The organism is Streptomyces sp. NPDC046900 (genome assembly GCF_040644975.1).
GTDB lineage: Bacteria > Actinomycetota > Actinomycetes > Streptomycetales > Streptomycetaceae > Streptomyces.
The window spans coordinates 1-23,961 of sequence record NZ_JBEYXD010000058.1 but is presented as its reverse complement, the minus strand read 5'-3'; the positions used below and the strand labels follow the sequence as shown (position 1 = coordinate 23,961).

Genomic DNA, 23,961 nt, shown 5'->3' with positions numbered 1-23,961 from the left:
GCCGATGGTGGTCGGCTTGCCGGAGAAGCCGTAGCCGGGCATCGACGGGATCACCACGTGGAAGGCATCCGATGCCTTGCCGCCGTGCGCGGTGGGGTTGACCAGCGGGTCGATGATCTTCAACTGCTCGATGATCGAACCCGGCCAGCCGTGGGTGACGATCAGCGGCAGCGCGTCCTCGTGCTTCGAACGCACGTGGATGAAGTGGATGTCCAGGCCGTCGATCTCGGTAATGAACTGCGGGTAAGAGTTCAGCTTCGCCTCGACCTTGCGCCAGTCGTACTCCGACGCCCAGTAGCCGGCGATCTGCTTCACCGTCTCCAGCTTCGTACCCTGCGACAGGTCGGGGACGGTCTCCTTCCCGGGCAGCCGCGCAGACACGACACGTGCACGCAGTTCCGTAAGCTCTGCCTCGGGGATCTCGACCTTGAACGGGCGGATCGCCGCGGATGTGGCGGACATTTTGGCTCCTTGTTGTGCAATGAATGAGAGATCGGGAAGGGCTGTGCAGCGCTTCTACCGATGCAAACGGAATGCGTAAATTCGCCTGTTCGAGAGGCGACGAGGATTGACGGTGGGAGCACTACCGAGGTTCGGGCAGGCCTTCTCCGCCCAGCTCTTCAGGGCCAGGCAGAGCTAGCAGGAGAGGACATCTGCGACTGGTCGGCGACGTCTCCCTCTTGGGCCAGTACGCGGTCTTGGTACGCGCACGCAGGTCCTCAAGTGCCGCCTTGTGAACTCGAACGGGAACGGATCGCCGGCGTTCCGAGAGTGGAAGACATGCCGGTTTCCTTACTTTCAGGGGTAATGATGCCGGGCTCCCAGGAATTCCTCCCGAAGAGACCAGCCGCCTCTTCCTGCGGTCAGCGAGGATTCACCGCGCCGCCCGTTCCCGTTCTGGCGACACCATTGACAGTAGGGCCCGGTCTGCTATCCCGGTAATCTGTCATGTGGCTGCAGCTACTGAAGCCGATATTTCGATTGCTTAGGTAACCGCATGAGTCTGCGGGGACCGCATCCACCTGCTCCACGCCGGAGACCAGGTCCTGGGGCGAGCCGAGGCGGGGCAGCCACCCCGCCACCGAAAGATGATCGGGCACTCGATCCGGTGGCGTGAAGCGCACCGCGCGGTACTCCTGGGCCGTGCAGTCGACGTCCAGGCAGGATCACAGCACCTCGCAGAGACCCTTCGCCCGATCAACGTCGGAGACGGGCAGCACGATGAGTTCAAGTTTCAAACCATGGCGATGCCCTCGCTTCTGGCTCAACAGGTAGTTGCGGTCGACGGGCGCTAATGCCACCTCGTCAACCCTCGAAAACCTATCGCCAATTAACCTCGCGCACAAGTTAAACTGACACCCTTAAAAAGTGGCAAAGGTCACTGTCTAATGAAAATCATTTCAAATGACGTGAGGCGGGGCATCACGGGCGATGTCGACAATCGGCACGGGCTGGGCGTGACGTGCTTGAGCGCGCCCGATGCGTGCGCAACGCCGGCGCGCGGACCACAAGCCGGGACGGATACACGCAGCAGTTCCCTCCAGCCGCCGGTCGAGTGCGCGACCACCGCGGCCCTGCCCGGGTCGGCACCACCCGGGCGCCCGGCGTGAACAGCCGTGCCCCCGCATCCGGCACGGCCGGGGCGACGGGTCCCCCTCCCCCTCCGCAGGGTGCGGGCCCGCCCGGCCCGGTCTTCGTGCTGTTGATGGAAAGAGGACTCCCCAGACTGAATTGTGATCAGTGGGACTGTGCTCTCACGACCGCGCACTGCAAGGTAGGCATCTCGCCAGTGGAGGCGGACGTGTTGGCCCTGTAGCGGGCGGATCTACTGGTCTGGAGGTGGCTCATACGCACCCGGCCGGGGCGCCGGTAATCGTCCGCGGCGGCCCGGAACTGACCGTCAGGTGCCGGCCCAGGTGATCGACACGGCGGCGTGCTGAGGCAGGCCGCGGGTTGTCGGCGTACGCCGGTGATTTCCGGGCGTGGTGCGTGTACGGACCGGTCAGTTGCCGCGGCCTGCCTGCGCTCTACTCACGCGCATCGAGTTCGCGCAGCGGCTGATCGACTCAGCCCACCTCGTCCTCGCTGACGAATCCCGGTGTCCACGCTCAAAGGTGCAGCTCGTCTACGGGCAGTCCGGCGCCACCAGCACCATGGCATGGGGTTCACCTGCTGGTCCATCTCGTCGGCATCGGGTGCACCTGCTTCGACGGGCCGGTCAGAGGGCGAGCGCGGCGTGGGTGTCGGTGCGCTCCAGGTCGATCAAAAGCCGCTCGAGGTCGGTCATCAGCGACCCGTAGACATGCCAGGCATGCGGGCGGGCCAGGGTGCCGTGCCCGACCAGGTCGGTCATGGTGTCGTGCCAGGACTGGGCGTGGTCCAGCGCCCCGCGCAGCCGCTCACGGGCGTCGTCCTGGTCGGCCGGCTTTGGCCCCTGCGGTGCGACGAACGCCTCCACCGCATCGCCGGCCAGCTCCAGCAGCTCGGCGTAGCGCTCCAGGAAGATCGGGCCGAGGCGGCGGGCACTCTCGTCGTCCGCGTGGTCGGCGAGCGTCCGGGCGATGCCGCGGATCTGGAACGAGACACCGTGCAGAGCGTGCCACAGCTCACTGTGGGCGATCGAGCCGCAGCGGCCGAAAGCGCAGCGGGTGTTCCAACGCAAGGACTCCTGGCTCTCCTTGACGTGCTGCTGTGCCTCGTCAACCAGCCGCTCCAGGTCGCGGGCCTGCTCCAGCCAGACGTCGGTCCGGTCCACGTCCCGGCGCTCGCACAGGCCGCCGCCCATCTGGCGCAGCAGCGCGCCCATCGACCGGGCGAGATCGCGGATGGCGGTGTCGGACTGGGCAAGGTGGAGTGGCGGCAGGACCAGAGCGTTCACTGCGATGCCGGTTGCTCCGCCCAGTACGGTGCCGATCGCCGCCAGGATTGCATGGTCGACCGGGGCGGCGGTGGCTGCGGTGGCCGCAGCGAGGGTGAGCACCGCGCTGGAGGCGATTTGCAGACGGTCGTCGGAGACCCGGCGACCCGCGGTGACCAGGGTGATCGCCAGGACGGCGGCCACCGTTCCGACGGCCGAGCCCAACAGCCAGATCACCGAGAGCGCCAGCGCAGTCCCGGCGATCCGGGTGAAGGCGCTGCGCAGGGCCCGGTTCACCGAGCGGTAGACGGTGGAGGTGTTCACCATGAGCAGGGCACCGGCCACGGCCAGGTACTGGTCCTGCGCCGGCAGCCAGCGGGCGGTGGCACCCCACGCAAGCAGCGCGGCGATCACACTCTTGAGGAGATGCACGGCGGCGTGGCCCTCGCCCGAGCGAGACGTGCGGGCCCACGAGGCCGCTTTGAATGACGAATGAAGCGCAAAAGAAGAACGCACAAAAGGTAGATTGTCATAGGTGCGCTTGATCAATGAGTGGCCGCCATCACAGCCGTCCGCGCCGGGCATGATGCGGTCCGCCCGCTCCGGCGGGCCAATTTGCGGCCTATAGGGGCGCTCTGGGCGCCATGACATCTGCAGCTGTCTCCTTTGTCACAGATGCCACGTACAAACTTTACTTGTGCACTCGGTATATTGAGTGCGGGCCGGAGACGACAGCTCTCCTGGCTCCGTCCTCGCGATGGACTCGGCAACGAAGCCGTTCGGCGAGCGGTTGGCCTCCGGGCCCCTTTCGGTGCATCGCCCCGGGCCCGATCACGAGCATCGGCCCCGCGCGCTGCCGTCCTTTGGGTCATTGCCCTGTCCGCCGCGACGGCAGCGACGACCAACACACCTGCGTCCGCTGCGCCCGGGACCTCGGCCGACTGCACCTAAGTGCACACCTTCACCGACACCAGAAAGAAAGACATCCCCATGGACCTGAAGCTTGAACTCCTCGTGCTGCCCGTCTCCGACGTCGACCGGGCCAAGGCCTTCTACGAGGCCCTGGGGTTCCGTCTGGACGTGGACTACACGGCCAACGAGGAATTCCGGGTGGTGCACTTCACGCCGCCGGGCTCCGAGTGCTCGATCATCTTCGGCGACGGCATGACCACCGCTACGCCCGGCTCGACCCAGGGCCTGTACCTCATCGTCTCGGACATCGAGCAGGCTCATGCGGAGCTTGTCGCCCGCGGTATTGAGGTCAGCGAGATCTTCTGCGACGCCGGGGGCCTGCTCCACCACGGACACGATGCCGGAGACGCCGTGCACAACGGTCCCGGCCAGGAGCGACTGGCCGGCCTGCACCCCGACCGTGCTTCCTACGGCTCCTACCTCACCTTCAGCGACCCGGATGGCAACGGCTGGGTGCTCCAGGAAGTGAAGCAGCGGCTCGCCGGCCGCTGACAGCACCGGCGCGATCGGCCGTGACCGTCCCGGAGCACGGCCCCCTCAACCCGAGTGCATCACCGGCCAACCCGAGCCGGACCCGGCAGCAGCACACGGCGACAGCCGAAACATGTGCCGGCCAGCCCGAGTCTCGGATGCTGACGTCGGACCGTTGGGCGTGCAGGCACACATCACCGCCCAGCGGTCCGGCCACCGCCAAGCCGCGCCAACCGCCCGGACGGATACACCCATGATCACCCGTATCAGTCCGCGGCGCGGCAGACCTCCCGGCCACCCGGCAGCGGCCGAACATCAGTACGCGGCCACACGGCCCTTTCCTTCAGCCGCCCCGAGTTCGACCTCGGGTGCCACCGCACCACCATCACCGGCCCGGCAGCACGTCGCTTCGGCAACGAACCGTCGTGCGGCAGACACCGTCATGGGCACGCAGGCGGCCGGAAGTTGAATGAGTGACACAAGAACGGAGCAGTGATGAACGAGACAACCCGCACCTACGATGTGATCGTCATCGGCGCAGGCCCGGTCGGTGAAAACGTGGCCGAACGCGCCCGCGCCGCCGGACTCAGCACCGTGATTGTCGAACGCGAACTCCTCGGCGGCGAGTGCTCGTACTGGGCCTGTGACCCCAGCAAGGCGCTGCTCCGACCGGTGGTGGCCCACGCCGACGCACGCCGCATACCCGGCCTGCGCCAGGCAGTCACCGGGCCCCTGGACGTCGCCGCGGTCCTCGCCCACCGCGACGCCATGGCCTCGCACTGGAAGGACGACGATCAGGTTGACTGGCTGAACTCGGTGGACGTCGACCTGATCCGCGGCCACGGCCGACTCGCCGGCCCCCGCCAGGTCGCCGTGCAGACTGCCGAAGGCCACACCATCCAGCTGACCGCCCGGCACTCTGTGGCCATCTCCACCGGCACCAGCGCCGCCCTGCCCGGCATCCCCGGAATCGACACCGTCCGCCCCTGGACCAGCCGCGAAGCCACCAGCGCCGACCAGGCGCCCAGGCGCCTCGCCGTGGTCGGCGGCGGCGTGGTGGCCGTCGAGATGGCCACCGCCTGGCAAGCCCTGGGCTCGAAGGTCACCATGTTGGTCCTCGAGAACACGCTGCTGGAGCGGATGGAGCCGTTCGCCGGCGAGATGGTCGCCGACGGACTGCGCGACGCCGGCGTCGACATTCGCTTCGGGATCTCCGCGACCTCCCTTGCACGTGAGGGCGGTGGGGGCGGCGAGGTGCGGATCACACTGTCGGACGGCAGCGAACTGGCTACGGACGAGATCCTGTTCGCCACCGGCCGAGCCCCGCGCACCGCCGACCTCGGCCTGGAGACCATCGGCCTCACCCCCGGTGACTGGCTCACCGTGGACGACACCTTCCGCGTGAGGGCCATCGCCGACGGCTGGCTCTACGCAGTCGGTGACGTCAACCGCCGCGCCATGATGACCCATCAGGGAAAGTATCAGGCCCGTATCGCCGGGGCCGTCATCGGTGCCCGGGCCAACGGCGAGCCCGTCGATGACACCGCGTGGGGCGCCCACGCCGCCACCGCCGACCACACCGCCGTCCCCCAGGTCGTCTTCACCCACCCGGAAGTCGCCGCCATCGGCCTGACCACCCACCAGGCCGAGCAGAACGGACGCCGTATCAAGGTCGTGGACTACGACCTCGCACACATCGCCGGCGCCCACCAGTACGGCGAGAGCTACCGCGGCAAGGCCCGCATGCTCATCGACCTCGACCGCAACACCGTCGCCGGAGTCACCTTCGCCGGCCCCGGCGTCGGCGAACTCGTGCACTCCGCCACCATCGCCATCGCAGGCGAAGTCCCGCTGGAAAGGCTCTGGCACGCCGTCCCCGCCTTCCCCACCCTCGGTGAAGTCTGGCTCAGGCTCCTCGAAACCCACCGAGGCTGACCACCGCACCCCGCGCCGAAAGGACACACCCCCGGGCAACCACCTTGGGAGAGACCCCGCAGGCAACCGAGACCGCATGGGCGACCCCGTCCTGTCCCCAGGAAACGGAGCATCCCGCGACACGGAAAGGGCCTGCTGACACGGGATGCTCCGGCACGGTCGTGCGGGGACGGCAGTCAGCGAGTAGTGGCGTGGGCGGCCTGCTCGATGGTGCCGGCGGCGCCGTGCTGGAAGACCGGGACGGTGTGGGAGGCCTCGACCTCAGCGGTGTGGGCGTGGGCGCGCCGGGCCATGAACCGCGAGGCGGCCGGGGATAGGAGGTAGTCCCGGGTGATGATCAGGCTCCGTGACGGGAGGGTCTTCCGGGCGGCGTCGGTGACCTCCTCCAGGGCGCAGGCTGCGACAAGCGTACCGGTTGCCGGGCCGGCCACGACTGCTCTGCCCGGACGGTCTTTGCCTTGCGCCTGCCAGCGGGAGCACTGCAGTCTGCCGCAGACACCCGCGCACAGCAACCCCGATTGCCCACTTTCCTCGCGCCCAATATAAGATTGAACACTGAACCATTGCGCTTGTTAGGGAGTAGCCTTGTGAGTGAAAGATCAGCGGGAGAGAGGAGCCGCAATGAGTAACACCAAGGGGGGCACTGAAACAGACGCCGAGCAGGTCCAGGCGCCCGAGGGCAGCCTGCTTCTCGATGACCAGATGTGCTTCGCCCTGTATGCGGCACAGCGGGCGCTGACGAACCGCTACCGTCCGTTGCTGGAGGAGCTCGATCTGACCTATCCCCAGTATCTGGTGATGCTGGTCCTGTGGGAGCACGGCGCCCTTCCCATCAAGACCCTGGGCACGCTCTTGCAGCTCGACTACGGCACTCTGACACCGCTGCTCAAGCGTCTGCAGACGCACGGGCTGATCCGGCGCGAGCGGCAGGCGAACGACGAACGCTCGGTGCAGATCACTCTCACCGCGCAGGGGGTCGAGCTCCGCGAACGCGCTCGCGCCATCCCCGCCACCATAGGAGAGGCCGTGGGCCTCACCGACTGGGAGGTCGGCGCCGTCAAGTCGCTCCTGGAGCGTCTGACCGCCAACGTCACCTCGCACGACTGACCCGACCACCACCTGTTGCCGATCCACCGTCAGCGGTGTCCCGGCCCGGATCTCGACCGAAGGCCCATGCCGGCGGGACACCGCGCGGGCGACATCCCGGCGGACGCCGCACAGCGGTTGCCGCACGGGATGGGCCGGGGCTTTCTGGGAGATGGGCCGACCGGTGTACCTGCCGGGCAGGCGAGCCTGCCGCCGGCACGGGGCGGGCAGGAATCCAGGCGGAGGTGCTTTGGGATGCCCGGCAATGACGTGCTTGCACTCATTGATGAGGGCGGGCGGGTGGTCGAGTGGGGACGTGTGGCGGAGGAGCTGTTCGGGTGGTCCGCCGAGGAGGCCGTCGGCCAGCCTCTGACCATGCTCATGCGCGAGGTCGCCACGGATGACGACTGGCGGCGGGAGCGGTTCTTTGAGACGGCCGCGGTGCTGGTAAAGCCAGTACTGCAGGGCACCTCCGTGGTGTGGCAGGTGATCGCGACGGAGGATGCCGTCTCGGGGCAGGACAAGGCGGTCTTGAAGACCGTGTTCTCCCAGTCCGCGGTGGAACTGTACGTGCTCGACGAGCGGCTGCGCGTGGTCCGCCTGTGCCCCGCCGCCCACGGGCTGCAGGACAGCGCGGCGAAACACCTGCTGGGCAGGCATTTCACCGAGGCGTACGCACTCGAGCGCCCCGAGGACGAGGCCGCCGTGGCGCAAGGAGTCCTGGAAAGCGGGGAGCCGATGGTCGATCGACTCCTCCGAGGTGTCGAGGTGCCGGGCCAAGTCGGAAGCCGCATCTTCACCGTCTCCTACTTCCGCCTGGAGGATTCCCGCGGCGATGTGCTCGGACTGGTCGTGTCCGCGGTCGACGTCACCGAACGGGAGAACGCCCGACACCGCCTGGCCCTGCTGGACACGGTCCGCGCCCAGGTGGGGCACCGAATGAACGTGATGGACGTGTGCTGGGAACTGGTGGAGGCGGTCGTGCCCGGCTTCGCGGGCAGCGCCGACATCGAGGTGGTCGAGGACGTCGTCCGCGGACAGGACCCTCCCCCGACCCCCGTCCCGCAGGACCTTCCCCTGCGCCGTGCGGCGTTCCGGGGCCGCATCTGCGGTCTTCCAGTCGGAACCGTGCAACCCCTGCCCCCTGGCACCCCCTTCTCGCGCGTCCTGTCCGACCTGCGGCCGCGGCTCGTCGCGATCGAGGAGGACAGCTCCTGGCTGGCCGCCGACCCGGTCCGAGCCGCCATGATCAAACAATCAGGAGCCCACTGCATGATCGTGGCACCGCTGGCATTGCACGGCCAGGCTCTGGGCGTGGTCAGCTTCTACCGCCACCAGCACGAAGCCCCCTTCGAGGAGGACGACGTCACGGTGGCGTCCGCGATGTGTGCTCATGCCGCGCTATGTATCAACAACGCCCATCAGTACATGCGCGAATGGATCATCGCGTCCACTGTCCAGCGCAGACTTCTCCCCCGGCCGCCGACCACACAGACCACCGTGGAGATCTCCCCACTGCACCTTCCCGGCCCCCAGGGCGGCGGCGCGTGGTACGACGCGATCGGGCTGCCCGGCGTGCGGACCGCGCTGATCGTCGGCGACGTGGCAGGGCAGGGCATCCCCGCAGCCATCACCATGGGCCTGCTTCGCACAGCCGTCCACACACTCGCCGCCCTGGACCTGCCGCCCGACGAGCTCCTGGCCCGCCTCAGCGACACCGCAGCCCGCCTGCTGTCCGCACGCGCCGCGATGCCTCCCATGGACCCCCTCAACCCCGAGCCGCTCACCGCCCGATGCGCCATCGCGATCTACGACCCAGTCGAGCGCACCTGCACCATCGCCCGTGCCGGCTTGCCGGAACCGGTCGCGGTCTTCCCCGACGGCACCTCGGCCGTCCTGCCCGCCCCACCGGGTCCCCTGCTCGCCGGAACAGGCAACGCCCCATTCCCCGCCACCACCGTCGACCTCCCCGAAGGGAGCATTCTGGCGATGGGCACGGCCGCACTCGCACGCGAGGTGCTGGCACCATCCGGTCCCCTGCGCCCACTCCTGGACGGCGCCGGCACCAGGCCCCTGCCGGCGCTACGCGACACCATTGCCTCCGCGTTCACAGGTTCGAGCAGCAGCGAGACCCTGCTGCTGCTCGCCCGCACCAAGGCACTGCCCGCAGACCACGTACTGACCCGCTCGCTGCCGGCCCACCCCAAGGCAGCACCAATCGCCCGCGCAGCCGCCCGCCACCAGCTGGAACTGTGGGGTGTGGACGAGGAAACAGCGTCCACCACCGAGCTCATCGTCAGCGAGTTCGTCGGCAACGCGGTCCGCTACGGCGCTCCTCCCCTGCAGCTGCGCCTGATCCTGGAGCAGCAGCTGACCTGCGAGGTCAGTGACGCCGCGACCAGCGCCCCGCACGTCAAACACGCCCGCACCGTCGACGAGACCGGCCGCGGGCTGTTCATCACCGCAGCACTCGCCGACCAGTGGGGCGCCCGCTTCCAGGCACAAGGCAAGACCGTCTGGGCAGAGCAGTCGACCTCCCGCCCGGCGCGGGCGTCTTCCAGCAGTCGGCCCCGTGCCGCCGTGTTGAGGCGGGGGGAGTAGACCAGGAAGGGGAAGGAGCCGTCGGACAGGTCCGCGACCAGCGGGAGGGTGAGCGTGTCGCCGACGCGCCAGAGCAGGTCAGCGCCGGTCCCGGCGGCAGCACACCACTGCTCGAAGCCGAAAAGGCCCCGGTCGGCCAGCAGCAGCATGTCCTCTTCCAGGCGCTCGAACAGCTGGAAGGCCAGGGTCTGCTCGCCGGTGCGCTTGCCGGCGATCGGCCCGATCGCCGCCCCGATCGGGGCGCGGGAGCCGGTCTCGACCAGGGTGAGCACCCGCGCCTTGGGGAAGGCGGAGGAATTGGCGCCGGTCCCGGAGCGGCCGAACTCCTCGGCGTTGGGTTCGGTGTCGGGCAGGCCCCACTCCATGCCGTCGATGGAGACCAGGCGGCGGGGCCCGAGCCAGGCCCCGCGGGTGAGCTGCTCCGCGACCGGCTCGGCGATGCGGTCGAAGATCTCCGCGAGAGGTTCGGAGCCCAGGCGCTTGCGGGCCTGGGTGATCGCGCTGGTCGTGGGCACCTCCCAGGCCCGGTCCCAGCAGCCCCACCGCTCCAGCGGCTCCGAAAGGCGGGTGATGGCCTCTTCGTAGTCGTCGTCAGCGAACAGCGCCAACGCCATCACCAGGTACACCACCACATGCGGCGGGAGCTTCCCGTCCGACCGCCTGGCCTGCCGTCCGAACGCCCGCACCGCGTCGTCGATCACATCCCGCGGGACCGAGCCCGCCAGCAGTCCGATCGAGATCCACTCCGGCAACCGCCCGCCTGCACCCACACCCTGACTCACGGTCAGCAACCTACCGCCCCGGCCGAAGAGCGGCCCACGCCCTTGATCAACTTACGCTACGTGGCATTGGCTCCTGGCTCGACTTTCGCGGTTATGCGGCGAGGCCGAGCAACTCACTTAGGGCCTGGCGGATTTGCGGGTCTTCAAAGTTGAGCGGTGCGGAGGTGTCCGCGGGCTCGGCGGGTGGTGACGCAGCGTGTGCGTAGGCGTTGGTCCTCTGCGTTGCGGAAGCCGAAGGCGCTGCGTGCGACGAGCTTGATCACGCGGTTGATGCCCTCACTCTTGGCGTTGCTGTGACCGGTATCGAGGAACGCGGCGATCTCCGCCCACCACCGGTCCACGGTCACGGCCAGCCGGACGACCTCGGGGATGTCCGAGTCCGCGCACCAGGTGAGGAACTTCCATCGGGCATGGCCGACATGGTGCCGGTCGGCGCCGGTGCGGGCCAGGGCGAGGAGATTGCGCAGGCTCTCCTTCGCGATCCACGCGGTCAACAGCGTCTGCCCGATCTGCCCCTCGTCCAGCAGCGGGTTCCACATCTTCGCGAACTGCTCATCGGTGAGGTCCTCGCGGTTGCGCAGGAGACGTCGTCTGGCCTTCCACTCCAGGTCACTGGCGCGTCCGCGCCGTCCACGGGCCTCGGCGGTGGTGCGGCGCCGGAGTGCGGAGAGCATTTTGTTGGCGAGCTGGACGACGTGGAAGTGGTCGACCACGACGATGGCGTCGGGCAGGCCGGTGCGGATCGCGGCGCGGTAGGTGGCCGACATGTCGATGGCGACGTGGGTGATGTTCTTGCGCCAGGTCAGCTCGGTGGTGGACAGCCAGGCCAGGACGTCGGCGACGGTGCGGCCCTCGACCTGGCCGAGCAACCCGCCGTGGCCCAGCGCGTCGACGAACCCGGTGTGCCACCGATCCCGCATCAGGCGCCACTTGCCGGACTCGGGGTCCTGCTCCCACTTCGTCTTGCCCCGCCGGGTCTCGTCGACTCCCAGCACCTTCACCTCGGGCAGCGGGGCGTCGACGACCTCGCGCGCCGATGTACGGAAGGCGCCCATCACCGTCGGCCAGGACAGATGCAGGTCGCGGGCGGCCTGGATGACCGTGGAGCCGGCATCGCGTACCCGGCGCCCGGCCGCCTGGCGCAGCCGGGCAGTGATCCGCGCCCCGGGCGGTATCTGGGCGACGCTCTCGGTAAACGACTTCCGCGGACACTTCGGCTCGCGGCACCACCAGCGGCGCTTGTGCCACAACAGCACCAGCCCGCGCTCCCCGTGGGGTAGATCCCGAGGACGGGTCCGGGCTGTGCCCTTCACCTTCCACGCGAAGGCCCCGCACTCCGGGCAGGCGCGAGCCGCTTCCTCCGCCGTGGCCAGATGCACCCGGCGGGTGCCGTCCTCAAGCCGCTCGACGCGTATGACGGACACCCCGTCGAGGTCGAGCAGCAACGTCGTATCGTTGACCACGCCCGTGGCTCCCACATGATCGTTCTGCCTAGAGAACAGAAATGATCACTCAGGACCACGGGCTCCTTGCATCAGTGGGCACCAACGCCCATGTAGGTCACCGACTGTGACGAAGAGGCAGGGTGTCAGGCAAGGCGCACCGCTCAAGATCGAAGACCCGGATTTGCTGGGTGGGGTTGTGAGCTGCGATGACGTGGGTAATTCGGTGTTCAAGGACCTCGTGGCGCAGGGCTTGGTGCATGTCCTCAAAGCTGACGGTGGCCTTGCCGGTGAGCCAGGGCTCGCGGGTGCGGCGCCGGGCGAGGTCGGCCTCGTGACGCCCGTGCAGCGCGTACCAGATGACGGTCAGGGTGTAGACGGCCAGGCCGAACGGCACGGTGCGCTCGACCGCCCGCTGGACCCGGTTGCGTGCCTGGCCGACCCCGAGGATCTGCTTGACCTGCAAGAACAGCAGCTCGATCTGCCAGCGCCACGCATACCGGGACACGACCGCGGCTGGGTCGGCGCTCAGGTCAGTGGTGACCAGGACCAGGTCGTAGACCTTGTCGCTGCCCTCGTCGCGGATGAGGATCAACCGGCAGGCCCGGCGGTGGAAGGCCCCCCACCACAGGCCGGCGACCACTGCGAGGCGCACGGTCTCAGTGCGGCCGTAGCGCTGGACGGTAGCCCGGGTGAAGGCGGTGGCTGCGGCGATCTCGCCGGGTGTGCCCAGGCGTTCGCCTTTCCATCGGGGATGGCCGCGGCGTCCGGTCGGCGGCGGGGCCGGGGCGTAGAAGACGCCGTTGCGCTGCATGCGGCAGGTCCACGAGCACCGCTCGGGCAGGTCGCGCAGCGCCTTCCCGTGGTAGGCGGCGTCCCCGACCAGGCACAACTCCCGTGCGAGGAAGGCGGACAGGAGGAGTCCGACCAGCTGGCGGGCGAGCTCGACCTTGCTCGCCTCGCTGCCCGGGCGCCACAGCCGGGCCAGCACCGGCAGGCAGACGGGCCGGTCCAGGAACGGCAGCGGCACCAGCAGTCCGAGCACGACCCAGTTGTTGCCGAAGCCGGTCTTCTTCGCACCGGTCGCGGAGCCGTCGTGCTGCCAGGCCGCCCCGTACACCTTCTTCCCCCGCCGCTTGAACAGCGTGTCATCGACGGCGACGTGGAGCGCCGCGTCCTGGGGCAGCAGCCGTTGGGCAATCAGGCGGGCCAGGGCCAGGCCGAGCTGGTCGGCGCTCCAGCGGGCGCGGGCGAAGAAGTAGTGCGCGCGGTCGTGTGGCCACAGGTGCGTCATCCCCGCGCCCAGCAACATCCCCACCACGGTGCGCCGCCGATTCGCCCCGATCAGGCCCGTGACCAGTGCGGAGAAGGTCCGGAAGGTCGGCGCGGTGAAACACGGGCGAAGCACCTGCAACAGTGCGAGCAGTGAAGGCGGTACGGTCAAACCCGGAAGCATCTGCGGCCCCTCGAGAGAGTGCGGAGAACACCGCGGATGCTTCCGCCATGTCCGGGTTCAACCGCCTCCGCCACACTGACCGCTCCAGACGATCACCTCACCGAGCCACTACATGCGCGCGCTGTTGACCAGCCGGAAAGTGCGAAAGACGAGTCCTGGCCGACATGCCAAGATTCCAACTTGGAGCGGAGCTCGACCGGGCTCGTCGTTTCCTGCGATTTCCCGCCGCGCCTCGTAACGGGCACGCAGCGGAAACGTGGGCCTATCGTGCGGCACGGTCCCGCACGGTTGCTGTACTTCGCGCTGGACCGTAACCGTGCCAGCGCCGGGTGCCGACGCTTAGGGGCTTGACAACGTTGTCTATCCGCGGCTGCTCCAGGCGTCGGTCAATTTCCGGGAGTCGAAGAAGCAGTCCCTGGACCAGACGATCTTGCCGTCCTCGATGCGGAGCATCGACATCATGTCGAGCGTGTCCAGCAGTTTGCCCTCGGCATCGAGGATCTTGTCGGTCCTGTGCATCAGGACGACGTTCCCCTCGGCCTGGACGCGGTGGACGTCGATGCTGAAGCCTTCAGCGCCCATGACTTCCCTGGCGCGGCGTAGGTCGTCCAGCAGTGCGTCGAGGCTTTCAACGGGACAGTCGTTGAAAATGAACGACTGCCAGTTGACTTCTGGGTGGACCAGCCGCTTGCAGGTGGTGACGGCGTCCCCGTGTGTGGGGCCGAAATTGGCGCAGAAGTCGCGCGCCACGTCTATCGGTGATGCAGTGCTCAATTTTCTCACGTTCCTTTTACGGAATTGGTAGCCTGCCTGCTTGAGATGGCGAGTGGCAGGTCAGGCTTTGCAGGGGAGAGGTGTTCCGGGGAGCGACGGGGTTTACCTGGGTTCATGTACGGATGGTTCACCGATGCTGTCCCCGGTCCTCGGCTTCGCAACCCACTTGCGCTCACGGCCACTGCACACAAAGAGCTTGTCTCACGTGCTGAGTTTCGCGAGCCTCTTGTGGCAAGTCAGGGCCGACCTGTGTCCTGGGCAGCAGGTCGCGGACGATACCGAAAGCCAACGGCAGCGTCGCGCCCCCGGCGCCTTGCAGCAGGCGTCCCACCACCAGCATCGGCAGATTGGTCGCGAGCGCCGCGACCATACTTCCGATGGTCAAGAACAGTAGGACCGCGACCAGGGTGCGCCGCTTTCCGATCTGGTCACCCAGGCGGCCGAGTACGGGCGTGAGCACGGCACTGGACAGCAGGAATGCCGTCAGTACCCAGCTCACTCCGAGCTGGGTGGTGTGCACCTGCTCCCGCAGTGCCTGCAAGCCGGGGTTCACCATCGACTGCACAAGGGCGTATGACACCGACGAGACGGACAGCATCACCACTGTCGTACCGGCACCTCGCGATGAGGTGGTGTGCTTTGTCACAGCAGTTGCCTTCTTGGCCCCGGACACTCAGCGAAGTCCACGGAAGGTCGCCCGGATGTCCTCGATGACAGCGTCGGGGTTCTCCCAGGCCGTGAAGTGGCCGCCCTTGTCATGCGCATTGAGGTAGACGGGGTTGTACCAGGGCTTCTCCCGCGGATCGTCGAGGAACAGCTGGACGCGGGTGCCGGTGGTGATCCCCGGCGGGTTCTCGTACCCGAGGAAGGTGATGCCGGTCGGTGCCTCGATGATCGGGGTCCGGTCGTGCGAGGGCGTCCAGGGATAGTGGTTCGCGTTGACGTAAGACCTGATGGAACTGGTGATCGAGTTCGTTACCCACCAGATCGTGGCGTTGGTGATCAGGTGCTCACGGGGAAAGACGCTTTCGACGTCGCCGTTCGTCTCTGCCCACTTCGTCCAGCGGCGCAGGATCCACGACAGCATGCCGACCGGTGAGTCCGACAGGCCGTAGGCAAGGTTCTGGTTGTCGAGGATGTGTACCGCGACATGGGAGGCGAAGCGCTGCTGCAGGTCGAGGGCACCGGCGCGAATTTGATCGGGCACCGCGTCCGGAATGAGGGCACCGCCAGTGATGTCCCAGGGCCGGTCACCTTGGAAGACGTCGAGGTGGATGCGGTGGCTGAGCCAGATCCCGTAGAGGCTGTCGGCGTACTTGTGGCCGAGCTGGCTGGTGACCAAGGCCCCGTAATCAGAACCCGCTGCGGCGTACTTGTCGTAGCCGAAGAATTCGGTCATGAGCTTGTGCCACAGCTCGGCCATCTTCCAGAAGTTCATATCCGGCCGGTGCGTCGGAGTCGAGAAGGCGAACCCGGACAGCGACGGGACGATGACATCGAACGCGTCGAATGCATCGTCACCGAACGCGGCAGGGTCGGCAAGGGGATCGATGACCTTGGTCCACTCGCGGTAGCTCCAGGGCCAACCGTGGGTGGCGATGAGCGGGATGGGGTTGGGGCCTTTGCCAGCCTTGCGGATGAAGTGGATCGGTGATCCATCGATCATCACACGGTAGTTGTCGTACTCGTTCAGCTTGCGCTCCGCGGCACGCCAGTCGAACTCGTTGATCCAGTAATCGACCAGCTCCTTCATGTACGCCACCGGTGTGCCGTAGTACTCGTCGGTGTCGTCGATGTCAGCGGGCCAACGCGTGACGCGCAGGCGGGTCTTGAGGTCATCGATGGTTTCGTCGGAGATGGCGATCGTGAACTTGTGGGCTTCCAGGTCAGCCACGAATTCTGCTCCTTGAGTGTTTGCTGGCGCGGCGCGTCAGGCAGTGACTTCGAGTCGGGTGCGGGTTTGGATGCGCGTGGAGATGAGCCACTGACCGCGGACGTTCACGTAGGTCACGTGGTAGTGGCCCCACCCGCGCATGACACGGGACGGCGGTGCCGAGAACCCGGGCTGCTCCACCGCCGGAGCGACACCGTCGCTCCAGACGACAAGATCGGCCATTGCCCAGACCGCCCTGGCGGAGGTGGGCGACGTGATTTCGATCTCATGCGTGAACAGGTGGTGGATCGGCTGGACGTCGCCGGCCATGCGAGAACTGAGCTGGCCGGCGATGTCGTCCCGGCCGGCCATGAAGCTGATCTGGTTCCCGTCGACGTCCAAGGGTCTGAACCAGCCGTCCTTGGTGAACAGGCCCGCCAGGTCTTCCCACTGCTTGTGGTCGGCGTAGTAGGCATAGCGGGCCTCGAGACGGCGGATGTCTTCGATGGCCGCCAGCTCCCCAACGGTGTGCTCAGACATGAGCAGCCTTCCTTCCTATCCGGACGATGCGTCCGGTTGGACTATACGGACGATGCGTCCGGTTAATCAAGTACGATGAGTCCATGACCGTCGAACGAGCACGCCGGGCCGATGCTCGGCGCAATGCGCAGGCTGTGATCGATGCGGCGAGAACCCTCTTCGCCGAACAGGGAGTCGATGTGCCGATGGAGCAGATCGGCAAGGCCGCAGGCATAGGCAAGGGCACGTTGTACCGCCACTTCCCGACCAGGGACCACCTGTTCGCTGCGGTCAGCCGTGACCGCTTCAATCGGCTCACCGCGGCGGCGGAGTCTCTCAACTCCGATTTGGACGATCCGCTAGCGGCGCTGTGCGAGTGGCTCCAAGACTTCGATCGGAGCGCGCAGCACTATCGCGGCATGCGTGTGGTCGTGAGCGTGGGCATTGCTGACGATGGCTCAGCTATCTTCGCGAGCTGTCAGGCCATGACCGAGAGGGCTGACGCCTTGCTGCACCGCGCCAAGGAAGCAGGGCAAGTGCGGCCCGAGATCGACATCAGGCCGTTGCTTAGCACGGTCGCGGCGCTCCCGGAACGATTCCGTGACGCTGACGGAGCGAGCGAGCTACTCCCGGTCATCATTCGCGGCATCTGCACGAACCCACGCTGAGCAACGTCAAACTAAAGGTGATCACCAGCACCCCCTCGAGGTCGACGGTCACCGCCCTGTCCGCATCGGGCGCTTTCCCGTCGGCCAACTGCCAGGCCCCCTCACGTGCTTCGGCCCGTGGCGCACGGATCGCCCGCAGAGCCTTCTCCCCGAAGGCGGCAAGGGTGTCGACCAGACGGGAGACCGTCGGGTCGGAGGCGACCGGCCCGAACATGGCCGGCTCGGCCCGCAACATGGCGACATCGGCCAGGCAGTCCCCGCCCAACGCGACCGTCAGCGCGACGTCCACCTTCCCGGGATCATGGACAGCCCGCTTCCGCCACGGCGCGCCAATGCCACGGATATTGCCTGGTCGAGGCCGGTCCTGCGGACCGTCTCCACCAACAGGACCGAACCGGCCTTCCCTGGCGAGGGTCTGTGCGACGACGTGAGCTCCTTCGGTGATGCAGTGTCCGGTCTCGGTGTAGGCGGCAAGCGGCTGCGCGTTGGTGGTGAGGATCGCCAGGGCGCGGGCGACGAGGGTTCGCTCGGTGCGTCCCAGCAGCGAGCGGTCGGAGTAGGTCGGGAAGGTGCCGTGGTGGACGGCGGGGGCGGTCAGGTAGGCGGGCAGGTCGATGCCGGTGACGAGGGTCATGGCCGGGGCTCCGCTCGGTTCGGAGTGGGTGTCGGACAGCTATGACGGTCGGATGCGTGGAGGCTAGCGCCGCAACCCCGGTGTGGCGCTCCTCCCCCACGAAGGTGACGTGCGCGCGCAGCCCGTCCGGGGCGGCCGGGGGGCTCGCAGTCGAGCCCCCCGGCCGCCCCGCCGGGCTGGTGCCGCCCTCGACACTCCTGGCTCTGCCGGGTGAGGGTCAGGGCACTGGAGCGTGCGCAGACGGTCAGGCGCGATCCTCTAGCGCAGCGGCCGGAAGCCGGTGCGGACCTCATCGACGAGCAGCTGCGGCTGCTCCCAGGCGGCGAAGTGGCCGCCCTTGGGGAGCCTGTTGTAGTGGATGAGGTTGGGGTAGGCCTGCTCGGACCAGCTCTTGGGGGCCTGGTAGAGCTCGTCGGGGAAGACACTCACGGCAACCGGCAGCTTCACGTCATTGATACCGAAGAAGGACGTCTTGTTCTCCGCGTAGAGACGAGCAGCGGAGACTGCCGTGTTCGTCAGCCAGAAGAGCGTGATGTTGTCCAGGACGTCGTCCCGGCTCAGGCCCTCGGTGACTCCGGCGAAGGCCCGGGAGATCAGGGCCAGGCTGGCCGCGTCGTGGTCGAGCAGGAACGCCGCCAGACCGACCGGAGAGTCCACCAGCCCGGTCAGCGCCTGGGGACGCGACCCCATCATGTAGGCGTAGTAGACGTGCCGGTACACGAAGTCCAGCTGCTCGACGGCGGCCTGCTCCTCGTCCGAGAGCGACAGGCCCTCGGGCAGCGGGTTGCCCGCAATGAGCGCAGCGTCGATCGCTGACGGAATCACCTTGGGCATGTTGGTGTGGATGCCGATCAGGCCCTCGGGCTCCTGGGCCCCCATGAGGTCGGTGACGATCGCACCCCAGTCGCCGCCCTGGGCGACGTACTTCGTATAGCCCAGGCGCTTCATCAGCTCGCCCCAGGCGCGGGCGATGCGCTCGGGACTCCAGCCGGTCGTGGTCGGCTTGCCCGAGAAGCCGTAGCCAGGCATGGAAGGGATGACCACGTGGAAGGCGTCGGAGGCGCTTCCGCCGTGGGCGGTGGGATTGACGAGCGGGTCGATGATCTTCAGCTGCTCGACGATCGAGCCCGGCCAGCCGTGGGTGACGATCAGCGGCAGCGCGTCCTCATGCTTGGAGCGGACGTGGATGAAGTGGATGTCCAGCCCGTCGATCTCGGTGATGAAATGCGGCAGGGCCTTCAGCTTCGACTCGACCTTGCGCCAGTCGTACTCCTCCGCCCAGTACCGCGCGAGTTCCTTCATCGTCTCCAGCTGCGGGCCCTGCGACTGGTCCGCGACGGTCTCCTTCTCAGGCCACCGCGCCGCCTTGATCCGCGCACGCAGGTCCTCGAGTTCCGCGTCGGAGAACTCGAACGTGAACCGCCGGATCGCCGGGGTTCCGGGAATGGCAGACATGTTGGTTCCTTACTTTCTAAGTTCACTGGAAGTCGCGAAGGGCAGGCGCCGAAGCCGGGGTTCAGGGGAATTCCTCTGAGGCGAACCCGGTCGTCTTCCGCCGCCGGACGGTGGCGTGCTTTCACGCCATCCGACCCTGTTCGAGGCGACGCTTCGATACTGGGGTGCGGACTGCCGTCTCGAAATCCGTCACATGACTTCGGTTGCCGAGGGTGAGATGTCGATTGCCTAGGTATGGGTTCACATCTTCATGAGCGGTGGACGAGTCGGCCGTTCGGTGGTGCATCGGCAGGGCAGGCCGAAAGCTCGGGTCGAGACCGCGGTGGGGCTGGTTTCCCGCAGGCCGGGGTGGAGCCGGGCTGGCCAGGACGGCGTGGGTGTCGGCAACGACCAGCTGTGCTGGTCTGTTTGCCGGGGTGCTCAGCCTTCCCCGGCACCCGGCTGCGGCAGGCCGGCGACGACGTCTGCCGACGGTGGACCACCAGGGGGCGCTGTACCGCCCCACCGGCCCCGACCGTCCGGCGGCCGCGTTACCTAGACAATCGGCAAGGCAGGTTCGGTGACTAGGTCATGTGACGGATAACGAGGCGACCGCCCGGACCCCACCATTGAACTGGTAGGGGGAACTCCCCCCGCACACACCCTCCCAGGAGGTCACCGTGATCGATACCGACGAACTGGTCCGGCGGAACGCCGAGGTCGCTGCCAGCGGGTCGTTCGCCAATCTCACCATCAGAGCTACCGGAAATCTGCGAGTCATCGGATGCGTCGATTCTCGTGTCGACCCCGGTGACGTCCTGGGCCTCAAGCTCGGCGAAGCCACCGTGATCCGCAATGTCGGAGGTCGCGTCACACCGGCGACGCTCCGCACGCTGGCGATGCTTGCCAAGGTCAGCCAAGCCAACAGCGACGGCCGGCCTCAGGGCGACGCACACGTGGTGATCCTGCACCACACCGGTTGCGGAATCAGGGACCTGGCGGCATTCCCCGATCTGCTCGCCGAGTACTTCGAAATCCCGGTTGCCGATCTGGACGGGAAGGAGGTCACCGACCCAGCAGCTTCAGTCCGAGTCGACGTCGAATTCGTCAAGCAAGGACTCGCTCCCGGCGTCTTCGTCTCAGGCCTCGTCTATGACGTGACCACCGGACTCATCAAGGCCGTCGTCCCTCCCACGAGGGTTGACCCGAAGTAGGAGCGGTGAATGGGCTTGATCTGCTTCGGCGGACATCCGGGATCAGGGGTTGGGAGCTGTTCGGTTTCGGATGTGCAGGAGTGTGTGTGAGTGTGCGCGAGCATGTACTTGTTCGTGGTGGTGCAGCGCACGGCGCATGGCGGGCACTGTCAGTGCCGGCCGGTACCGTTCTTCCTGTTGCTGATCAAGCGTTGGGGAGGGGGGCACATCGATGCGTGGTGAGTCGCTGCGCACGATCGCTGCCCCCTTCGTGGCCCTCGGCCCGTCCGGCGTGGCGATCCGCACCCGCCTCAAGGACCTCACGCCGGACGACGAGCAGGTGTTACGTCTGGTCGGCGCGCATCTGGGGTCGCTGGCCTCGAAGGATCTCAAACGCCGGTGCGCCGAGGGCCTGGAGCACTCCGCGGATACGTGGGCCAGGCGCAAGCGGGCCCTGACCGACACGTCGTCCTCGCGGTGGGCCGGTTCGATCACGAAGGCCACCCACGATCAGTGGGCGCTGTCCCGGCGTGCCCAGCTCGCGCACATCCACAGCCTTGAGGCCGGCATCAAGACGATCACCCACCGCCTGTCGCTGCCGGTGGGCGAGAAGGGCACGAAGCGGGCGCCGGGCGGATACCGCAGCCGGCAGGAGTGGTTCCAAAAGTCCCGGCGACTGCATCTGCTCAAGGACCGGCTGGAGCGGGAGCGGGCCGATCACGACAGGGGGCGCGTGCGGGTCGTGCGAGGCGGCAAACGCCAGCTCCACACCCGACACCACCTCGAGGCGGCGCAGCTCACCGAACACGCATGGCGCCGGCGTTGGGAAGCATCGCGCTGGTTCCTCCAGGCGGACGGGGAATCGGGCAAGCGGTTCGGGAACGAGACGATCCGCGTCACCCCGGACGGCGAAGTGTCACTGAAACTTCCCGTCCCGCTCGCACACCTGGTTAACGCCCCGCACGGCCGGTACGTCCTCGCCGCAACCGTGATCTTCCACCACCGCAGCGAGGAATGGGCCGACCGCATCACCACAAACCGGGCCGTGGCCTACCGCATCCACTACGACACAGACCGCTCCCGCTGGTACCTCACCGCCTCCTGGACCATCCCACCGGTCAAGACCGTCCCCCTCGACGTAGCCCGCACGGGCGGTCTGATCAGTGTCGATACGAACGCCGACCACCTCGCCGCCTGGCGGCTCGATCAGCACGGCAATCCGGTCGGCGAACCGCGCCGGTTCTTCTACGACCTCTCCGGCACCGCCAACCACCGTGACGCCCAGGTACGGCATGCACTGACCCGGCTCCTGCACTGGGCGAAACGCCACGGCCTGTCGATCGCGATCGAAAACCTCGACTTCGCCGCGGAGAAAACCCGGGAGAAACACGGCCGCCAGAAGCGGTTCCGGCGGTTGATCTCCGGCATGCCGGTATCCAAGCTGCGGGCCCGGCTCGTCAGCATGGCGGCCGAACTCGGCATCACCATCATCGCCGTCGACCCGGCCTACACCAGCAGGTGGGGAGCCCAGCACTGGCACAAGCCTCTTTCCGGCAAGAACCGCAAGACCACCCGTCACGATGCCGCGAGCATCGCGATCGGCAGGCGCGCCCTCGGGCACCGCATCCGGCGACGGACGGCACCGCCCCCACACGACCAGAGCGATCGTGTGGGGCATCGGACCGCCCAGGCCGGACACGGCACCCCGGGGCGTGAGGGAACCCGCCCCCGCATCCTTGGACCACGGACACGATCCGTGTCGCCGGACGCGGCGCGAACGCGGGAGACCAGTGCATCCACCACCGTTCGGGATGCGCCAGTTGACCAGGACTGGGTACAAGACTCACTCCTGCTCACTGACTAGGAACGGTTGAGTCCCCGGAAGGATGTCCACCATAGAGAGCATGGGGAAGAAGAAGCCGCGTCCTCCCCTTTCCGAGCACCACGGCTCTCCAGCGCCTTTTCTTCTCATGAGTTCTGCCGCGAGGGGCGTCCGCTGTAGTGGATGTCCTCGTGACAGACACGGCAGACGACCAGGGTCTTGCGACGGTGCGCGGCTGCCACGGTCACCCCGGTCAGGTCGAACGGGGCCAATAGGCTGGCGAAGCAAGTGATTTCATTCGCCTTGTCCGGGACTCGCATCGCAGCTCTCTTGAAAATGCCTCGCTCGCTGGTGTGGTGACGTGGGTCAGCCGACTGCGTGCCGGGGCTGGACGGTGCCCTCGTGGCCGAGTGCGGCGAGTTGGGCGAGCAGGCGGCGGGTCTGACGTTCCTTTCCGAGGCGGTTGGTGAAGTAGTCGGGGCCGAGGACTTGGTAGGGGACGCGGTCGTGCAGGATGTGCCAGGCGGAGACGAGGATGGAGTGGCCGACGGCGACGGTCGCCCGTTTCACGCCGCGGTGCGGGACGAGCCGTCGGAACTGCGCCCCGAGGTAGGTGGTCTTCATCCGGGCTGCGCTGCAGTCGGCCATATACAAAGCGGTCTTGAGCCAGGTATCGCCGTGCCGGGTCCGGCCGGAGAGCCGCTTGTCAATTCCCTCCGAAGAAGAGGGATGGCCCCACGTCCTGCGGCGGCAAAGACGGCTGCTTGGTCTGAGGAACACATCGGTGATCCCGGCGCTGACGCCTGTGCCCGGCCCGGAGATCCGAGCCGGACGGAATCAGGGTGCTCAGATGTCCGGTGCCGCATCCGATTCCAGGGCGTCTCGCAGCATGGCCCGCGAGGTGATGCCGAGTTTCGGGAAGACCTGGTACAGGTGGGCTCCGACGGTCCGGTGGGAGAGAAAGAGACGTTCGCCTATCTGCTTGTTGGTCAGGCCGGATGCCGCCAGCTGGGCGATCTCCATCTCCTGTGGTGTGAGCGCATGCGTGCGCTCTTGTCTCGCACGTCGCGTGTTCGCGCCGGCGGCGCGGAGTTCCTTGCCGGCGCGGTCCGCCCACGGCCGGGCTCCCAGCCGTTCGAAGGTGGCCAGGGCGACGCCCAGTGGCTTTCTGGACTTCTCCGTCGCCCTCATACGCCTCAATCGCTCGCCGAGGAACAGCTGAACGCGGGCGAGGTCGAAGGGCCACCGATCCACTCCGGGGATGTCCAACGCCTTCTCGAACAATCGCACAGCCTCGGCGTCTTCGGGTGTGCACAACGCGGCGGAGGCCTGCGCGGCCAGGGCGAGCCGTGGAGAGAGCGCTGCGACGTCGGCGTCCTGCATCGCCCGCACATGGCGCACCGCCTCCTCCTGGCGGCCGGTGCGGAGTGCCGCCTCGACCA

19 protein-coding genes and 2 pseudogenes are annotated in these 23,961 nt (G+C 67.5%); 7 read left to right on the top strand and 14 right to left on the bottom strand.

Translation table 11 applies throughout. The annotated features are described in order from the left end of the window. Both ABZ904_RS36090 and ABZ904_RS36085 read right to left on the bottom strand, forming a co-directional pair. Positions 1 to 462, bottom strand: a 462-nt coding sequence (locus ABZ904_RS36090; RefSeq protein ID WP_361828233.1) for an epoxide hydrolase, incomplete at its 3' end; no start/stop codon positions are given. Positions 463 to 2,218: 1,756 nt separating this feature from the next. Beyond that, positions 2,219 to 3,289, bottom strand: a complete 1,071-nt coding sequence (locus ABZ904_RS36085) for a hypothetical protein (RefSeq protein WP_361828231.1) — start codon at positions 3,287 to 3,289, stop codon at positions 2,219 to 2,221. A 558-nt stretch (positions 3,290 to 3,847) separates the two neighbouring features. On the opposite strand from ABZ904_RS36085, the gene ABZ904_RS36080 reads away from it, so the two are divergent. Together ABZ904_RS36080 and ABZ904_RS36075 are read left to right on the top strand one after the other, a co-directional pair. After that, a complete protein-coding gene (locus ABZ904_RS36080; RefSeq protein WP_360999972.1) occupies positions 3,848 to 4,321 on the top strand; it encodes a VOC family protein in 474 nt (157 codons plus the stop codon). Positions 4,322 to 4,795: 474 nt separating this feature from the next. Then, positions 4,796 to 6,235, top strand: coding sequence for an NAD(P)/FAD-dependent oxidoreductase (locus tag ABZ904_RS36075; RefSeq protein ID WP_361828227.1), 1,440 nt, complete (start codon positions 4,796 to 4,798; stop codon positions 6,233 to 6,235). A gap of 176 nt (positions 6,236 to 6,411) precedes the next feature. Here the strand turns inward: ABZ904_RS36075 and ABZ904_RS36070 are convergent, their stop codons facing one another. After that, positions 6,412 to 6,666, bottom strand: a complete 255-nt coding sequence (locus ABZ904_RS36070; protein WP_361828224.1) for a hypothetical protein — start codon at positions 6,664 to 6,666, stop codon at positions 6,412 to 6,414. A 190-nt stretch (positions 6,667 to 6,856) separates the two neighbouring features. On the opposite strand from ABZ904_RS36070, the gene ABZ904_RS36065 reads away from it, so the two are divergent. Together ABZ904_RS36065 and ABZ904_RS36060 are read left to right on the top strand one after the other, a co-directional pair. Next, the gene (locus tag ABZ904_RS36065; protein WP_360999979.1) at positions 6,857 to 7,342 is read left to right on the top strand and encodes a MarR family transcriptional regulator; all 486 of its coding nucleotides are present in this window, start codon (positions 6,857 to 6,859) and stop codon (positions 7,340 to 7,342) included. 234 nt (positions 7,343 to 7,576) lie between these two features. Then, entirely contained in the window at positions 7,577 to 9,922 is a 2,346-nt protein-coding gene (locus ABZ904_RS36060; RefSeq protein WP_360999982.1) for a SpoIIE family protein phosphatase, read from the top strand. 35 nt (positions 9,923 to 9,957) lie between these two features. Here ABZ904_RS36060 and ABZ904_RS36055 read toward each other — a convergent pair. From ABZ904_RS36055 to ABZ904_RS36025, 7 genes and pseudogenes are all read right to left on the bottom strand, one after another. Beyond that, positions 9,958 to 10,692: pseudogene (locus tag ABZ904_RS36055) on the bottom strand (IS4 family transposase); the annotation flags it as partial. Positions 10,693 to 10,847: 155 nt separating this feature from the next. After that, positions 10,848 to 12,167 (bottom strand): ISL3 family transposase, encoded by a 1,320-nt coding sequence (locus ABZ904_RS36050; protein WP_361828219.1) that lies wholly within the window; start codon positions 12,165 to 12,167, stop codon positions 10,848 to 10,850. A 97-nt stretch (positions 12,168 to 12,264) separates the two neighbouring features. Further along, positions 12,265 to 13,590 (bottom strand): transposase, encoded by a 1,326-nt coding sequence (locus ABZ904_RS36045; RefSeq protein WP_361828216.1) that lies wholly within the window; start codon positions 13,588 to 13,590, stop codon positions 12,265 to 12,267. Between the two features lie 372 nt (positions 13,591 to 13,962). Beyond that, positions 13,963 to 14,376 (bottom strand): limonene-1,2-epoxide hydrolase family protein, encoded by a 414-nt coding sequence (locus ABZ904_RS36040; protein WP_361828213.1) that lies wholly within the window; start codon positions 14,374 to 14,376, stop codon positions 13,963 to 13,965. Between the two features lie 172 nt (positions 14,377 to 14,548). Further along, positions 14,549 to 14,974 (bottom strand): MFS transporter, encoded by a 426-nt coding sequence (locus ABZ904_RS36035; protein WP_361828274.1) that lies wholly within the window; start codon positions 14,972 to 14,974, stop codon positions 14,549 to 14,551. 75 nt (positions 14,975 to 15,049) lie between these two features. Continuing rightward, positions 15,050 to 16,270 (bottom strand): epoxide hydrolase family protein, encoded by a 1,221-nt coding sequence (locus tag ABZ904_RS36030; RefSeq protein WP_361828210.1) that lies wholly within the window; start codon positions 16,268 to 16,270, stop codon positions 15,050 to 15,052. Positions 16,271 to 16,306: 36 nt separating this feature from the next. Further along, the gene (locus ABZ904_RS36025; RefSeq protein WP_360999991.1) at positions 16,307 to 16,789 is read right to left on the bottom strand and encodes a nuclear transport factor 2 family protein; all 483 of its coding nucleotides are present in this window, start codon (positions 16,787 to 16,789) and stop codon (positions 16,307 to 16,309) included. Between the two features lie 83 nt (positions 16,790 to 16,872). Here ABZ904_RS36025 and ABZ904_RS36020 point away from each other — a divergent pair, with 83 nt between their 5' ends. After that, positions 16,873 to 17,436, top strand: coding sequence for a helix-turn-helix domain-containing protein (locus ABZ904_RS36020; RefSeq protein ID WP_360999994.1), 564 nt, complete (start codon positions 16,873 to 16,875; stop codon positions 17,434 to 17,436). 103 nt (positions 17,437 to 17,539) lie between these two features. Here ABZ904_RS36020 and ABZ904_RS36015 read toward each other — a convergent pair. Together ABZ904_RS36015 and ABZ904_RS36010 are read right to left on the bottom strand one after the other, a co-directional pair. Continuing rightward, positions 17,540 to 17,823: pseudogene (locus ABZ904_RS36015) on the bottom strand (transposase); the annotation flags it as partial. A 505-nt stretch (positions 17,824 to 18,328) separates the two neighbouring features. Beyond that, positions 18,329 to 19,525, bottom strand: a complete 1,197-nt coding sequence (locus ABZ904_RS36010) for an epoxide hydrolase family protein (RefSeq protein WP_361000000.1) — start codon at positions 19,523 to 19,525, stop codon at positions 18,329 to 18,331. Between the two features lie 659 nt (positions 19,526 to 20,184). On the opposite strand from ABZ904_RS36010, the gene ABZ904_RS36005 reads away from it, so the two are divergent. Together ABZ904_RS36005 and ABZ904_RS36000 are read left to right on the top strand one after the other, a co-directional pair. Further along, complete coding sequence (locus ABZ904_RS36005; protein WP_361000002.1) at positions 20,185 to 20,718, top strand: carbonic anhydrase; 534 nt, start codon at positions 20,185 to 20,187, stop codon at positions 20,716 to 20,718. A 211-nt stretch (positions 20,719 to 20,929) separates the two neighbouring features. Then, entirely contained in the window at positions 20,930 to 22,561 is a 1,632-nt protein-coding gene (locus tag ABZ904_RS36000) for an IS200/IS605 family accessory protein TnpB-related protein (protein WP_361828205.1), read from the top strand. Between the two features lie 324 nt (positions 22,562 to 22,885). Here ABZ904_RS36000 and ABZ904_RS35995 read toward each other — a convergent pair whose 3' ends face one another. Beyond that, positions 22,886 to 23,143, bottom strand: coding sequence for a hypothetical protein (locus tag ABZ904_RS35995; protein WP_361828202.1), 258 nt, complete (start codon positions 23,141 to 23,143; stop codon positions 22,886 to 22,888). Between the two features lie 222 nt (positions 23,144 to 23,365). After that, positions 23,366 to 23,961: helix-turn-helix transcriptional regulator (locus ABZ904_RS35990; protein ID WP_361828199.1), on the bottom strand; the 596-nt coding region annotated here is incomplete at its 5' end.

Excerpts from the sequence above, each read along its gene's own strand:
- ABZ904_RS36080 (WP_360999972.1), top strand. The coding sequence starts at position 3,848 with ATGGACCTGAAGCTTGAACTCCTCGTGCTGCCCGTCTCCGACGTCGAC.
- ABZ904_RS36075 (WP_361828227.1), top strand. The coding sequence starts at position 4,796 with ATGAACGAGACAACCCGCACCTACGATGTGATCGTCATCGGCGCAGGC.
- ABZ904_RS36065 (WP_360999979.1), top strand. The coding sequence starts at position 6,857 with ATGAGTAACACCAAGGGGGGCACTGAAACAGACGCCGAGCAGGTCCAG.
- ABZ904_RS36060 (WP_360999982.1), top strand. The coding sequence starts at position 7,577 with ATGCCCGGCAATGACGTGCTTGCACTCATTGATGAGGGCGGGCGGGTG.
- ABZ904_RS36035 (WP_361828274.1), bottom strand. The coding sequence starts at position 14,974 with ATGCTGTCCGTCTCGTCGGTGTCATACGCCCTTGTGCAGTCGATGGTG.
- ABZ904_RS36025 (WP_360999991.1), bottom strand. The coding sequence starts at position 16,789 with ATGTCTGAGCACACCGTTGGGGAGCTGGCGGCCATCGAAGACATCCGC.
- ABZ904_RS36020 (WP_360999994.1), top strand. The coding sequence starts at position 16,873 with ATGACCGTCGAACGAGCACGCCGGGCCGATGCTCGGCGCAATGCGCAG.
- ABZ904_RS36010 (WP_361000000.1), bottom strand. The coding sequence starts at position 19,525 with ATGTCTGCCATTCCCGGAACCCCGGCGATCCGGCGGTTCACGTTCGAG.
- ABZ904_RS36000 (WP_361828205.1), top strand. The coding sequence starts at position 20,930 with ATGCGTGGTGAGTCGCTGCGCACGATCGCTGCCCCCTTCGTGGCCCTC.
- ABZ904_RS35995 (WP_361828202.1), bottom strand. The coding sequence starts at position 23,143 with ATGAAGACCACCTACCTCGGGGCGCAGTTCCGACGGCTCGTCCCGCAC.